This window comes from Streptacidiphilus jiangxiensis (genome assembly GCF_900109465.1).
Lineage (GTDB): Bacteria > Actinomycetota > Actinomycetes > Streptomycetales > Streptomycetaceae > Streptacidiphilus > Streptacidiphilus jiangxiensis.
In genome coordinates, this window is sequence record NZ_FOAZ01000001.1 from 723,601 (window position 1) to 737,481 (window position 13,881).

Here is a 13,881-nt window from a genome sequence, read left to right on the forward strand (position 1 = left end):
CGGCGCGCAGGTCGGTGCGTCCGGTCCGACCTGCTTCGATCCTCGCACCGAACGTGGGTGCTACGTGCCGGTAGCGGCGCATTTCGGCCACCAATCAAGGCAGTTGGTCGCACATGGTTGGACAGCCGTGTGTCGGTGTCGTGAATTCCTACGATCGTGCGCTCCCGCACTCCGGCGTGCGCCCGCGCGCGGCGTACCCCCGAGAGAGTGAAGCGCGGCGCCGCCGATCGCACCAATGCGCCGAACGGCGGCAGTGCGCCCCGGCGGCGGTCGGCGACGGACCTGTCGCGCGGCTATCTTCGGCTGGGTGAAGGCAATCCGACGTTTCACGGTCCGCACCGTCCTGCCCGAACCGCTCCAGGCCCTCGGTGAGTTGGCGCTCAACCTGCGCTGGTCCTGGCATCCGGAGACGCGTGAGCTGTTCCGCTCGGTCGATCCCGAGGTGTGGGAGGCCACCGGCTGCGATCCGGTCCGCCTGCTCGGGGCGGTCTCCGGACAGCGGCTGTCGGCGCTCGCCGCCGACCGGCGCTTCCTGCGCCGGCTCCACGACGCCGAGGAGGACCTGCGCGACTACCTGACCGGTCCGCGCTGGTACCAGCAGCAGCGCGACCGCGAGCTGCCCGCCGCCATCGCCTACTTCTCGCCCGAGTTCGGCATCACCGCCGCCCTGCCGCAGTACTCCGGCGGCCTCGGCATCCTGGCCGGCGACCACCTCAAGGCCGCCAGTGACCTCGGCGTTCCCATCATCGGGGTCGGCCTGCTCTACCGCCACGGCTACTTCCGCCAGTCGCTCTCCCGCGAGGGCTGGCAGCAGGAGCGGTACCCGCTGCTCGACCCCAACGAACTCGCCGTCAGCCTGCTGCGCGAGGGCGACGGCAGCCCGAGCACCGTCGCCCTCGCCCTCCCGGGCGGGCGCGCGCTGCACGCGCAGATCTGGAAGGCCCAGGTCGGCCGGGTGCCGCTGCTCATGCTCGACTCCGACATCGAGGAGAACGACGCCCGCGCCCGCGATGTGACCGACCGTCTCTACGGCGGCGGCAGCGAGCACCGGCTGCTCCAGGAGATGCTGCTCGGCATCGGCGGGGTGCGCGCGGTGCGCACCTTCTGCCGGCTGACCGGACACGCCGACCCCGAGGTCTTCCACACCAACGAGGGACATGCCGGCTTCCTCGGCGTGGAGCGGATCCGCGAACTCACCCGTCCGGGTGAGGAGGGCGGCGCCGGACTCGACTTCGACGCGGCCCTGGAGGCCGTCCGCGCCGGAACTCTGTTCACCACCCACACGCCCGTTCCCGCCGGGATCGACCGGTTCGAGCGGCAGCTGGTGCAGCGCCACTTCGCGAGCTCCGGTGCCGCGGGCGCCACCGAGGGGCTGCCCGGCGTGCCCGTCGAACGGGTGCTCGCGCTCGGCGCGGAGAGCTGGCCCGAGGGCGACCCGGCCCTGTTCAACATGGCTGCGATGGGTCTGCGCCTGGCCCAGCGCGCCAACGGCGTCAGCCTGCTGCACGGCCAGGTCAGCCGCGGCATGTTCAACGGCCTGTGGCCGGGCTTCGACGCCGCCGAGGTGCCGATCACCTCGATCACCAACGGCGTCCACGCCCCGACCTGGATCGACCCGGAGGTGGTCCGCCTCGCCGCCCGCGAGATCGGCGCCGAGCGGATCGAGGACGCCATGGTGCTCGGCGAGTCCCGCCGCTGGGACGGGATCGACGCCATCGCCGACGGCGAGATCTGGGAGCTGCGCCGCCGCCTGCGCGCCCAGCTCGTCACCGAGGCCCGCGACCGCCTGCGCGCCTCCTGGCGTCAGCGCGGCATCGGCGACGCAGAGTTGGGCTGGACGGGTGACGTACTCGACCCGGACGTGCTGACCATCGGCTTCGCCCGGCGGGTGCCGTCCTACAAGCGCCTGACACTGATGCTCCGCGACCCGGAGCGGCTGCGTTCGCTGCTGCTGCACCCGACCCGCCCGATCCAGATCGTCGTCGCGGGGAAGGCCCACCCCGCCGACGACGGCGGCAAGGCACTGATCCAGAAGCTGGTCGCCTTCGCCGACGACCACGCGGTCCGGCACCGGATCGTCTTCCTGCCCGACTACGACATGGACATGGCCGCCAAGCTCTACCCGGGCTGCGACGTCTGGCTCAACAACCCGCTCCGTCCGCTGGAAGCCTGCGGCACCTCCGGCATGAAGGCCGCGCTCAACGGTGCGCTCAACCTCTCCGTCCTCGACGGCTGGTGGGACGAGTGGTTCGACGGCGCCAACGGCTGGGCGATCCCCACCGCCGACGGCGAGGTCGACGAGGACCGCCGCGACGAGATCGAGTCCGGTGCGCTCTACGACCTGATCGAGCACCAGGTCGCGCCGCGCTTCTACGAGCGTGACGCGTCGGAGCTGCCGCGCCGCTGGATCCACATGGTCCGGCACACCCTCGTCACTCTCGGCCCCAAGGTGCTGGCCGGCCGGATGGTCCGCGAGTACGTCGAGCGTCTGTACGCCCCGGCGGCGGAGTCCCAGCGGGCGCTGGCCGCGGCGGGCGAGGGCGGCCTCGTCTTCGCGGGCGCCCGGGAGCTCGCGGAGTGGAAGGGCCGCATCCGGGCCCGTTGGTCCCAGGTCCGCGTCGAACATGTCGAGGCGGCGGGCGGCGCGGATGCACCGGAGCTCGGTTCGACCCTCACCCTCCGGGTCCAGGTGCACCTGGACGGGCTGGACCCGTCGGACGTGGACGTCCAGGCGGTCTCGGGCCGGGTGGACGAGTCGGACGTGATCTCCGAGGCCACCACCGTCTCCCTCAAGCCCGCCGACCGCGCCGACGTCGACGGCCGCTGGCGCTACGAGGGCCCCCTCGAGCTCAGCCGCACGGGGCCGTTCGGCTACACGGTCCGCGTCCTGCCGAACCACCGGCTCCTCGCGACGGAGACCGAGGTGGGGTTGGTGGCCCTGCCGGTGGAGACCACCGGTCTCTCGGACGGCGTGCTGCGGTGACCATCGGGGGCGCGGGGAACCGCGCCCCCAGTGGTTAACCAAGAGGACATGTCAAAGGTCTTCCCAGGTAAGGAATCGGTGAGCCAGACTTCTACGCGCGTTGTGCATCGCGCGTAGATACCTATGGTCTGGAGCCTTGATGTCCCTGAAGCGCCGCGACTTCGTCGCCGGTACCGCTGCCGTCGCGGCGGGAGCCGCCGTCGCCGCCACCGCGTCCGCGAGCCCCGCCGCCGCGGCCGAGCAGCCGCAGCACCACAAGCCGGCGCTGACGCACACCTTCACAGTGCTCGGCACCACCGACGTGCACGGACACGCGGTCAACTGGGACTACTTCACCGACGCCGAGTACGAGGACAAGGCGCAGAACGACGTCGGCCTGGCCAAGATCGCCACGCTTGTGTCGCAGATCCGCAAGGAGGTCGGCGAGGACCGTGTCCTGCTGATCGACGCCGGTGACATCATCCAGGGCACCCAGCTCAGCTACTACTACGCCCGGGTCGACCCGATCACCAAGAAGCCCGAGCACAAGGCGCCGCGCCACCCGATGGCGCTGGCCATGAACGCCATGAAGTACGACGCCGCAGCCGTCGGCAACCACGAGTTCAACTACGGCATCGACACCGTCCGCGCCTTCGAGCGGCAGCTCCACTTCCCGCTGCTGGCCGCGAACGCCATCGACGCGAAGACCAACCGCCCGGCCTTCCCGCCCTACATCGTCAAGAAGCTGCGCGTGCCGCACGGCCCGCACATCAAGGTCGGCATCCTGGGCCTGACCAACCCCGGCATCGCGATCTGGGACAAGGACAACGTCGCCGGGAAGATGACCTTCAACGGCATCCCGGAGCAGGCCGCCGTCTACGTCCCGCGCGTGCGCAGCGCCGGTGCGGACGTGGTGATCGTCTCCGCGCACTCGGGCATCGACGAGGCGACGTCCTGGGGCGACCAGCTGCCGTACGCCGAGGACGCGTCTGGTGCGATGGCCGCTCAGGTGCCGGGGATCGACGCGGTGCTGGTCGGTCACACGCACAAGGAGGTCCCGCAGCGCATCGTCGTCAACGAGGCCACCGGCAAGAACGTGGTGCTGTCCGAGCCGTACTGCTGGGGCTACCGCCTCACCCGGTTCGACTTCGAGGTGACGCTCGTCGACCACGAGTGGCAGGTCACCTCCTGCACGGCGACCACGCTCAACAGCAACACCGTCGACGAGGACCCGCACATCGCCGCACTCGTCGCCAAGGAGCACGCGGCCGTCCGGGCCTACGTCAACCAGACGATCGGCACCTGCACCCAGGACCTGTCGATCGCCCGCGCGCCGTTCCAGTGCGTGCCGATCGTCGACCTGATCGCCAAGGTCCAGGTCGACACCGTCAAGGCCGGGCTGGCCGGCGGCAAGTACGCGAGCCTGCCGGTGCTGGCGCAGGCCGCGCCGTTCAACCGCACCGCCGACATCCCGGCTGGGACCGTCCGGCTGCGCGACGCGGCCGGGCTCTACATCTACGAGAACACCCTCGAAGCCAAGCTGATGACGGGTGCCCAGATCCGGGACTACCTGGAGTACACCGCGGAGTACTTCAACACCCTTGCGGTGGGTGCCCCGATCGACGAGTCGGCGCTGACCAACGCAGGCAGCCGTCCCGACTACAACTTCGACGAGGTCTACGGCGTCTCGTACGACATCGACGTCTCGCAGCCGGTCGGCTCGCGGATCAAGAACCTGGTGCTCCAGGGCGCCCCGCTGGACGACCAGGCGCAGTTCGTCCTGGCGGTCAACAACTACCGTGCCAACGGCGGCGGCAACTTCCCGCACGTCGCGGACGCGCAGCTGGTCTGGAGCTCCTCGGACGAGATCCGCAACACGATCATCGCCTGGGTCAAGGCCAAGGGCGAGATCAACCCGAAGGACTTCTACGCGAACGGCTGGCGTCTGGTCCGCCAGGGCGCTCCGCTGTATTCCTGACCTCCTGCCCGACCGCGCGCGGCCTCAGGCGTCTGAGGCCGCGCGCGGCGTCGTTCAGGATCGCGTCGCGCTGCGGACCGAGGAGGAACGGCAGCACCGTGCGCAGCGCCTCGGTCAACTCGTCCACGCGGGGCCGCGGGACGGGTGCGGACAGGCCGCAGGCGTTCCAGACCGCGGCGAGCGTGGCGCTCGGCCCCTCCGGCAGGCCCAGCACCAGGGCCGGCCCGTCCTCGACGGCGAGCCGCACGCTCAGGCCGTGGCCGCGGTAGACCAACCCGCCGGGTGTCTCCTCCGGTCCGCTCCACCCCTCGTCGACCAGGAACCCCAGCGCCCGCCGTCCGGCCGCGTCCGTCCGTCTTCGCATGCGTTCATGCTGGCACCGCAGGTTCCACTTGTCGCCGTCTCGGACCGTGGGCGGGGCCTCGTGGACTCTGTATTGCTCCATTAGAGTGACCGCCATGACCCTGCTGGTGAGCCGCCGCCATGTCGACCATGGCCTTGCCACCACCACGGGCTGTCGCCGCGTCAGCTGACGCGGCCTTCTCTCGCCTCTGCTCCTCGTCGTCCTCCGCGAGGGCCGCCTCTCTCGTCCGAGCCGAGCGGCCCTTCCCGTCGTGTCCACGCGCGCGGCCGCGCGGCGTCCTTCCCTGTCCACAGGATCGGAATCCGCCATGCGCCTGCGCATCACGCTGTCCACGTTCGCGGCCGTCGCCGCGCTCTCCGCCTTCGGCCCGCTGCCCCCGCAGAACCCGGCGACCGCCCCGAACGGCACCGCCACCATGCACGGCGACAGCGCCTCCAGCGACACCACGCCCTACCCGGGCCCGGGCAGCGGCGCGATCCACTGGAGTCGTACCGCTCTCGCTTCCGCGTGCCCGACCGTGGTGATCGGAAGCGACGGCCACCCCGTCGCGCTCTGCACCACCATCTTCGGGCAGACCCCGACCGTGCACCTGCTCGACCCGGCCGACGGCGCCGACCTCGCCTCGCTGTCGCTGCCCAAGGGAAGCCTCTTCGGTGGCGTCTACGCCTACCTGGACCAGTCGAACGCCCTGGTCGTGGTGGACGGCAACGACAACCTGCTCCGTATCGGGCACCACCTCGTGGGCGGTTCCTGGACGCTGACGGTTGACCAGTCGACCTCGCTCGCGGGAGCGCTGCCGTCCGGGGACACCGTCGTGGGGCTCAGCCCGGGCTGGGACGGCCGGGTCTGGTTCGCCACGACGGGCGGCGTCATCGGCACGGCCGACACCGCGACGGGCACGGTCCGGACCGTCGCGACCGGCGAGGGGATCGAGAACAGCATCTCGACCGTCCCCGGCCACACCGCCGTCGCCACCGACCACGCGCTCTACCTGCTCGGCGAGGCCCCGGACGGCGCCCCGGTCGTCGACTGGCGGGCGCCCTACGACCGCGGTCCGGGCCGCAAGCCGGGCCAGCTCAGCTGGGGCACGGGCGCGACCCCGAGCTTCTTCGGCCCCGGCCCCGACGGTGGCACGCAGTACGTCACCCTCACCGACAACGCGGCCCCGCACGAGAACCTGCTCGTCTACCGCGTCGCCGACGGCCCGACCCCGGTCTGCAGCACCCCCGTGCTGACCCAGTACACCGAGAGCGGCACCGAGGACGCCGTGATCGCCTCCGGCAGCAGCGTCTTCGTGACCAACACCTACGGCTACCCGTACCCCGCACTCCCGGCAGGCGCGCCCGCGAGCGTGCCCTCCTCGGCGTCCTTTACCGGCGGCATGAGCCGCGTCGACCTGAACCCGGACGGCAACGGCTGCCACCTGGTCTGGAACAGCGACGTCGAGTCCGCCGCGCTGCCCCGACTCTCCCTCGCGGACGGGCTGATCCACACCCTCACCGCGGCCGGTCCAATGGGCACCGTCGGTGCGCAGACCTTCGCCTCCTACTCCTACGCCACGATCGACCCGGCGACGGGTGCACAGCTCTCCAGCTCCTGGATCGGCCTCGGCCTGCTCTACAACCCGCTCCAGATGACCGGCACCACCGCGCCGGACGGCACCCTCTACCAGGGCACCGAAACGGGCGTCCTGCGCATCACCCGCGGCTGAACGGCACCGGGCGGCCCGTCAGGACTTGTTGGGCAGGCCGCACCAGTGCCGGTCGGTGGGATACGTGGCGTCGCCCTGCACCTGCGCGACCGAGTACTCGTAGACGAGAACCAGGCACGAGGACTCGGTCGTGGTGTCGATGGTCCCCGGATCCAGCGCGCCGGACGAGCCGCCGAGGACGAGGTCGACGCAGCTCTGCGTCGGGTCGTCCTGGGACACGTTGCCGCCTGCCGCGCTCGTGTCCAACTGGTCGACGGCGTCGGCGCAGTCGAGGGGCATGGCGACGGAGCCGAGCCGGAGGGCCGCCACGATCTGCTGCGCCTGAGCCTGTTGAGCGTTGGTCAGGGTGCCGTAGGTGTAGAGAAGATAGCGGGCATGCGGCAGGTACCAGACGGACTGGGTCGCCTTCCTGGTGCCGTTGTAGTCCGGCTCCTGGTCGGTGTGGACCCGCCAGGTCTGCGCGGGCAGGCCCGCCACGGTGGTGGACTGCGCTGCCCCGAGGTCGGTGACGGTCTGTGTCTGGGCGCTGCCGCCCGAGTCGGAGGGGCCTTGGGCGAAGCGGCCGTCGAGGATCCCGATGCCGTTGGCATTGGTGTCCCCGGTGACGGACGCGAGGCCCGGGGTGAACTCGACCGCGAGGCCCGAGGCACCGTCACCAGAAGCGGGGGCCAGCGACATGGCGAACTTGGTGTCGGTGCCGTCGTCGTAGGTCAGGCTCTCCGCGGGGATCTGGGTCACCACCCAGTCCCCGGGAACGGTCGCCTGCAGGCCGCCGAAGAAGCTCACCGTCTGGGCGGTGGGGCTGGGCGAGGCCGTCGGCGAGCCGGTGGGGCTCGGCGAGGCCGTCGGTGACGCGCCGGCGCTGGCGCTCGGGGACGGTGACGTGGACGTCGGCAGCCGCACGCTCGGCGCGGAGGCGCTCATGCCCGACCCGGGACCGGCCTCGCCGCCGTGGTGGTCGAGCGCGACCGCGCCGATCGCCGCGACGACCACGAGCAGCCCCGCGCCCCCGAGCGCGAGCGCTCGCGCGGCGGGCCGCCGCGTCGGGCGGCCCGGCATCGGCTCCCATGCGGTCGGCTGTGCATGGGCCTGCGGGTGCGCGTGCGGCGGAGCCGCAGGCGGTGCCCATCCGGCCGCGTACGTCGCGCCCGACGAGGGCGGAGCCGGCGGAGCGTCAGGGGCGTTGGCACGACGGCCGCTGTCGCTGTCGGAGCGTGGGAGCAGACGGGTCGGATCGGCGTCCGGGCCCGGCACGTTCCAGGCCCAGGGCGGGAGGACGACGGTCCCGGCCGCGGCTGCGGCGTCGGCTGCGGCCTCGGACTCGTTTCCGTTCGGCGCGGTCGCGTCCAGGCGGGTGTAGGCCAGGGTGGGGAAGACCGCGGTACCGGTCGGCTCGGCGAGGAGCGCCGCACAGCGCCTGGCCAGGTCGACGGCGGTGGGCCGCTCGTCCGGGCTCTTGTGCAGGGCCTCCGTCACCAGCGGCAGCAGGTGGCCCGGGACCGAGGACAGATCGGGTGCGGACGCCTCGATCCGATGGCTGATGCCCGTGGGCGAGCCGAAGGGATGCAGGCCCGACGCCGCGTAGGCGACGAGCATGCCCCAGGCGAACACGTCGGTGGCCTGCGTGGTGGCGCCGCTGCTCAGCTGCTCCGGTGCCATCCACATCGGGGTGCCGGTCCGGACCGAGGTGGCGGTGATGGCGGTGGCGTCCAGGTGGTGGGCGATGCCGAAGTCCAGGACCCGGGGTCCGTCGACGGCCAGGATCACGTTGGACGGTTTGAGATCCCGGTGCGCGATGCCGGCCGCGTGGACGCAGGAGAGCGCGTGCGCGACGGCGGTCGCGAAGGTGACCAGCTCCGCGCCGCCGAGCGGCCCGAGTTGGGCGACGTGCCGGTCCAGCGTGCGGCCGGGGATGTACGGCATCGCCAGCCACGGCCGGTCCGCTGTCGGATCCGCGTCGGTGAGCGCCACCAGGAACGGGCCCTGGACCTTGCGCATCAGGGCGACCTCGCGGGCGAACCGGGCCCGGTAGCCCGGGTCGGCCGTATGGTCCGCCCCGAGCACCTTGACGGCGACGGGCGCGCCCCCTCGGGGATCGGACGCGAGGTAGACCGTCCCCATCCCGCCCGCTCCAAGCACCTGCCGCGGACGGTAGGGGCCTATCTGGTCCGGGACGTGCACGTACGAAACCCCCTCCGGAACAACACGCTTGAGCGCCGGCCCACGGGCTCGGGCACCGCATGCTATCCGGCTGCCCGGACGTCCATCCGCCGTATCGCTGTCCGAGGTATGCATTAGTGTTCGCGCGTTCGACCAGCACAGCCGACCGTCAGTTCCGTGCTCGTCCTGAGGACTTCCCATGTCGCATCGACGCTTCACCGTTCGCGGAGCCGCCGTGCTCCTCGGGCTCCTGAGCGGCGCCCTTCCGATCGCCACGGCCCAGGCGGCCACGGCTGCCCCCGCTTTCGCGCCTCCGGTCACGGTGGCCACCGACGCCTCCACCTACGCCTACGGCGCCTGGGCGAAGGTCACCGTCCATGTCGGGGCCGACACCGCGGGTGCCGGCGCCTCCGCGACGATCGTCGCGGACTCGGTGAACGCCCTCCGGCCGGTGGTCAAGAGCGGGGCCGTCGACGCCAAGGGGGACGTCGTCGCGTACTTCCACCTCTACAAGGACACCACGTTCCACGTCACCGGGTGGGACGTGGCCGGCGGGTGGAACACGGTGTCGCGCTCCGTCGGCGTCCATGTCGGGCTGAACGAGCGGTTGGGCGGCTACTACCGGAGCACCCACATCGGGCGGACGCCCTATCGGGTCTTCCGTGCCTGGAGCAACGTCCAGCTCGGTGTCGTGGTGGCCCCGGACAAGTCGACGCAGTCCGTGGTCTTCCGCGTGCAGGAGTACATCCGCGGGGCCTGGCGCACCATCTCCACCAACCGGTCCCTGCCGCTCGACGGGGCTGAGACGGGGATCATCCTGTTGCTCGACAACTCGCAGACGGGCCACCTGTACCGGTTCGACGTCCACTACGCGGGCGACGAGGAGAACGCCGCCACGGACGGTGCCTGGCTGTACTACACCGTCCGCGGCTGAGCGCCCCCGCGTCGTCCGGCCTACACCAGACTCTCCCTCCAGGCCTGGTGCAGGCTGGCGAAGCGGCCCGTGCCGGAGATGAGGTCGGCCGGGGTGCCGTCCTCGACGACGTTGCCCTGGTCCATGACCAGGACGCGGTCGGCGATCTCCACCGTCGAGAGGCGGTGGGCGATGATGACAGCGGTGCGGCCGGCCAGGACGGTGGACATGGCGCGCTGGACCGCCTGCTCGCCGGGGATGTCCAGGGAGGACGTGGCCTCGTCGAGGATCAGCACCGCCGGGTCCGCCAGCAGGGCGCGGGCGAAGGCGACCAGCTGGCGCTGGCCGGCGGAGATCCGGCCACCGCGCTTGCGGACGTCGGTGTCGAAGCCCTCCGGGAGCTCGGCGATGAACTCGTAGGCACCGATGGCCTTCGCCGCCGCCTCGATCTCCTCGCGCGTCGCGTCCGGGCGGCCGATCGCGATGTTCTCCGCGACCGTGCCCGAGAAGAGGAACGACTCCTGCGTCACCATGACGACGCCGCGCCGCAGTTCGGGCGTGGGCAGGGAGCGCAGGTCCACGCCGTCGAGGGTGACCTGGCCCTCGCTCGGGTCGTAGAACCGGGCCAGCAGCTTGGCCAGGGTGGACTTGCCCGCGCCTGTCGCGCCGACCACGGCGACGCTCTGGCCGGCCGGGATCCGCAGGTCGAAGCGGGGCAGGATCTGCTTGCCCGTCCGGTAGGAGAAGGCGACGCCGTCGAAGTCGACGGTGCGGCCCGGGATCGCGCCCTCCGCCTTGGCGGGCAGCTCGGCCGGCTCGGCCGGCTCCGGGACGGACGGCTCGTGGGCCAGCAGGCCCGCGATCTTCTCCAGCGCGGCCGAGGCCGACTGGTAGCTGTTCAGGAACATCGCCACCTGGTCGACCGGGTCGAACAGGCGCCGCAGGTACAGCACGAAGGCCGCCAGCACACCCAGCTCCAGGCTGCCCTGGGTGACCAGGAACGCGCCCCAGATCACGATGCCGGTGATCCAGATGTTCGCCGTGGCCCGGGCAGTGGCGACGAAGCGCGCCATCGACAGCAGGCCCTGGGCGTTGGAGTCCGCGTACTGGCCGTTGGAGACGGCGAACGCCGACTCGTTGGCCGCCTCGCGGCGGAAGGCCTGCACCGGGCGGATGCCGTTCATGGTCTCGGTGAAGCGCACGATGACCTGGGCCACCGCGGTGCGCGACCGCCGGAAGATGACCTGCGAGCGGCGCCGGTAGCCGCGCGTGAACAGGTAGATCGGCAGGGCCGAGGCCAGCGAGGCCAGGCCCAGGCGCCAGTCCATGACGATCAGCACGACGCTGATGTAGAACACCGAGAGGATGACCGACAGCAGCTCCTGCAGACCCTCGTTGAGCAGCTCGCGCACCGTGTCGACGTCGCTGGTGGCGCGGGAGATGATCCGGCCGGAGGTGTAGCGCTCGTGGAAGTCCAGCGAGAGGGCCTGCGCGTGGCGGAAGATGCGGCGGCGCATCTCCAGCAGGATCGCCTGGTTGACCACTCCGGAGAGCCGGATGAAGCTGCGCTGGAGCAGCGTGGCCAGGGCCGCGCAGCCGAGGTAGCCGGCCGTCACCGCGATGAGCGGGCCGGCGTCGTGGTCCCGCAGCGCGGGGATGCCGCGGTCGATGGCGTAGGAGACCAGCAGCGGGCCGACCTGCAGCGCCGCCTGCTGGACGGTGATCATCACCATGGCCACGACGATCCGGGCCTTGTGCGGGCCGAGCAGCGAGCGCAGCAGCGCGCGTGGGGCGCCCGGCGGGACGGGGATGTCCTCGGCCTCACCGCTCGGGGCGGGGACGCGGTCCTCCTCGGGGAGCAGTGCGTCGGGGGACGGGCCCTGTTCCTCCAGGGCCAGACTCTCCTCGGTCTCGGTGACGCTCATCGCACCAGGCTCCCGTCCTCGGCTCGCTCGCCCGACATCAGCTCCCGGTAGTCCGGGCTCGACTCCAGCAGTTCGTGGTGGGTGCCGACCGCCGTGATCCGGCCGTCTGCCAGCAGTGCCACCCGGTCGGCCAGCAGTACCGTGCTCGGCCGGTGGGCGACGACCAGTGCCGTCGTGTCGGACAGCACCTGCCGCAGCGCCTGCTCGACCAGCGCTTCGGTGTGCACGTCCAGCGCCGAGAGCGGGTCGTCCAGCACCAGGAACTCCGGCGCGCCGACGACCGCGCGGGCCAGCGCGAGGCGCTGGCGCTGGCCGCCGGACAGGCTGAGGCCCTGCTCGCCGACCTGGGTGTCCACGCCCTCGGGCAGGGTGCGGACGAACTGGGCCTGGGCCACGTCCAGGGCCCGGTCCAGCGCCTCGGCGGGTGCGTCCGGCGCGCCCATCAGCACGTTCTCGCTGACGGAGGCGGAGAAGAGCGTCGGCTCCTCGAAGGCCATGGAGACCAGCTCGCGCAGCCGCGCGCGCGGGATCTCGCGGATGTCCTGGCCGTCGAGGGTGATCCGGCCGCTGTCGATCTCGTAGAGGCGGGGGAGCAGCGCGGTCAGCGTGGTCTTGCCGCTGCCCGTCAGGCCGACCAGGGCCATGGTCTCGCCGGAGCGGATGTGCAGGTCGAGGCCGCTCAGCAGGTCGGGCGAGCCGGCCGGGGCGTCCGGGTAGCGGAAGCGGACGCCGGTGAGGCGGATGCCGTCACGGGCCGGCTGCTCGGTGGAGGCCGTTCCGGAGGTGGCGGCTTCGGTGGTGGGGGTTCCGGAGGCGGCGCGGGCCTCGTCCTCGGCGTCGGCCGGGCGGGCGTCCAGGACCTCGAAGAAACGATCCGTCGCGGTGGCCGCCTCGTTGCTGTAGGCCAGCAGCCAGCCGAGCGACTCCACCGGCCAGCGCAGCGACAGCGCCGTCGACAGGAAGCCGACCAGGGTGCCCGCCGTGGTGCTGCCGTGGGCGACCTGGACGACGCCGACGGCGAGCGAGACGCCGAGCGCCAGCTCGGGCAGGCCGACGATGACCGCCCACAGGTCGGCCAGCAGCCGGGCCTTCTTCAGCTCGGTCTCGCGCAGCAGCTCGGCCTGGGCCCGGTAGCGGGCGGCCATGGTGCGGTGCCGGCCGAAGGACTTGAGGATCCGGATGCCCAGCACGGACTCCTCCAGCACCGTGGCCAGGTCTCCGTTCTGGTCCTGCGAGAGGCGGGAGGCGGCCGAGTAACGGCGCTCGAACCAGGAGCACAGGACGATCAGCGGCACCGCCGGCAGTACCGTGATCAGCGCCAGCTGCCAGTCCAGGCTGAACATGATGCCGATCCCGGTGAGGAAGACCATCGAGTTGACGATCAGGAAGATCAGCGGGAAGGCCAGGAAGAGCCGGATGGTGTACATGTCCGACGTCGCCCGTGACAGCAGCTGGCCGGAGGCCCAGCGGTCGTGGAAGGAGACCGGCAGCCGCTGCAGCCTGGCGTAGAGGTCGGCGCGCATGCGCCGTTCGACGCTCGCCAGCGGGCGGGCGACCAGCAGGCGGCGCATGCCGAACAGGCCCGCCTCCAGCAGGCCGAGCACCAGCAGCAGGACGCCCTGCTGCCACAGGCCGGCGGTGTCCCGGTGGGCGACCGGGCCGTCGACGATGGACTTCAGGACCAGCGGGATGACCAGAGCCGAGAGCGAGGCGAGCAGCGCCGCGACCGTGGAGCCGAACAGGAACCAGCGGATCTGCCGGACGTACGGCCACAGCCGCAGCAGCGAGCGGATCGCGCTGTGCTGCGGTGGAGGTTGGCGGGGGGTGCTGGGGGCTTGCGGCTGCGTCGACACCTTTCGGACTGTAGA

General features: G+C 71.8%; 8 protein-coding genes. 4 read left to right on the forward strand and 4 right to left on the reverse strand.

Features of this window, described 5'->3' with window-relative positions; genetic code table 11:
* The first annotated feature begins 307 nt into the window (after window positions 1-307).
* Window positions 308-2,983: an alpha-glucan family phosphorylase gene (glgP, locus tag BMY61_RS03140; protein WP_042460027.1), complete on the forward strand. Its 2,676-nt coding sequence runs from the start codon at window positions 308-310 to the stop codon at window positions 2,981-2,983.
* A gap of 139 nt (window positions 2,984-3,122) precedes the next feature.
* On the forward strand, window positions 3,123-4,940 hold the full coding sequence (locus BMY61_RS03145) for a bifunctional metallophosphatase/5'-nucleotidase (protein ID WP_042460023.1): 1,818 nt from the start codon (window positions 3,123-3,125) through the stop codon (window positions 4,938-4,940).
* On the opposite strand, the gene BMY61_RS44700 is transcribed toward BMY61_RS03145, so the two are convergent.
* Window positions 4,873-5,304 carry a hypothetical protein gene (locus tag BMY61_RS44700; RefSeq protein ID WP_143094130.1) on the reverse strand — a complete coding sequence of 144 codons (432 nt, stop codon included), beginning with the start codon at window positions 5,302-5,304 and terminating at the stop codon, window positions 4,873-4,875. The genes BMY61_RS03145 and BMY61_RS44700 overlap by 68 nt on opposite strands.
* A 307-nt stretch (window positions 5,305-5,611) precedes the next feature.
* Between BMY61_RS44700 and BMY61_RS03150 the strand changes: the two genes are divergently transcribed.
* Window positions 5,612-7,015 (forward strand): hypothetical protein, encoded by a 1,404-nt coding sequence (locus BMY61_RS03150; protein ID WP_042460017.1) that lies wholly within the window; start codon window positions 5,612-5,614, stop codon window positions 7,013-7,015.
* A gap of 18 nt (window positions 7,016-7,033) precedes the next feature.
* Here the strand turns inward: BMY61_RS03150 and BMY61_RS03155 are convergent, their stop codons facing one another.
* Window positions 7,034-9,376 (reverse strand): protein kinase domain-containing protein, encoded by a 2,343-nt coding sequence (locus tag BMY61_RS03155; protein ID WP_082015659.1) that lies wholly within the window; start codon window positions 9,374-9,376, stop codon window positions 7,034-7,036.
* On the opposite strand from BMY61_RS03155, the gene BMY61_RS03160 reads away from it, so the two are divergent.
* Window positions 9,375-10,109, forward strand: coding sequence for a hypothetical protein (locus BMY61_RS03160; RefSeq protein WP_042460014.1), 735 nt, complete (start codon window positions 9,375-9,377; stop codon window positions 10,107-10,109). The two genes, BMY61_RS03155 and BMY61_RS03160, sit on opposite strands and share 2 nt — an antisense overlap.
* A gap of 20 nt (window positions 10,110-10,129) precedes the next feature.
* Here BMY61_RS03160 and BMY61_RS03165 read toward each other — a convergent pair whose 3' ends face one another.
* The gene (locus BMY61_RS03165) at window positions 10,130-12,013 is read right to left on the reverse strand and encodes an ABC transporter ATP-binding protein (RefSeq protein WP_075003727.1); all 1,884 of its coding nucleotides are present in this window, start codon (window positions 12,011-12,013) and stop codon (window positions 10,130-10,132) included.
* Window positions 12,010-13,866 carry an ABC transporter ATP-binding protein gene (locus tag BMY61_RS03170; protein ID WP_236656658.1) on the reverse strand — a complete coding sequence of 619 codons (1,857 nt, stop codon included), beginning with the start codon at window positions 13,864-13,866 and terminating at the stop codon, window positions 12,010-12,012. The genes BMY61_RS03165 and BMY61_RS03170 overlap by 4 nt, the downstream gene beginning before the upstream one ends.
* Window positions 13,867-13,881 lie beyond the last annotated feature (15 nt).

Bases quoted from the DNA above. Each gene is read 5' to 3' on its own strand.
- BMY61_RS44700 (WP_143094130.1), bottom strand. From the start codon at position 5,304: ATGCGAAGACGGACGGACGCGGCCGGACGGCGGGCGCTGGGGTTCCTG.
- BMY61_RS03160 (WP_042460014.1), top strand. From the start codon at position 9,375: ATGTCGCATCGACGCTTCACCGTTCGCGGAGCCGCCGTGCTCCTCGGG.
- BMY61_RS03155 (WP_082015659.1), bottom strand. From the start codon at position 9,376: ATGGGAAGTCCTCAGGACGAGCACGGAACTGACGGTCGGCTGTGCTGG.
- BMY61_RS03145 (WP_042460023.1), top strand. From the start codon at position 3,123: ATGTCCCTGAAGCGCCGCGACTTCGTCGCCGGTACCGCTGCCGTCGCG.
- BMY61_RS03165 (WP_075003727.1), bottom strand. From the start codon at position 12,013: ATGAGCGTCACCGAGACCGAGGAGAGTCTGGCCCTGGAGGAACAGGGC.
- BMY61_RS03150 (WP_042460017.1), top strand. From the start codon at position 5,612: ATGCGCCTGCGCATCACGCTGTCCACGTTCGCGGCCGTCGCCGCGCTC.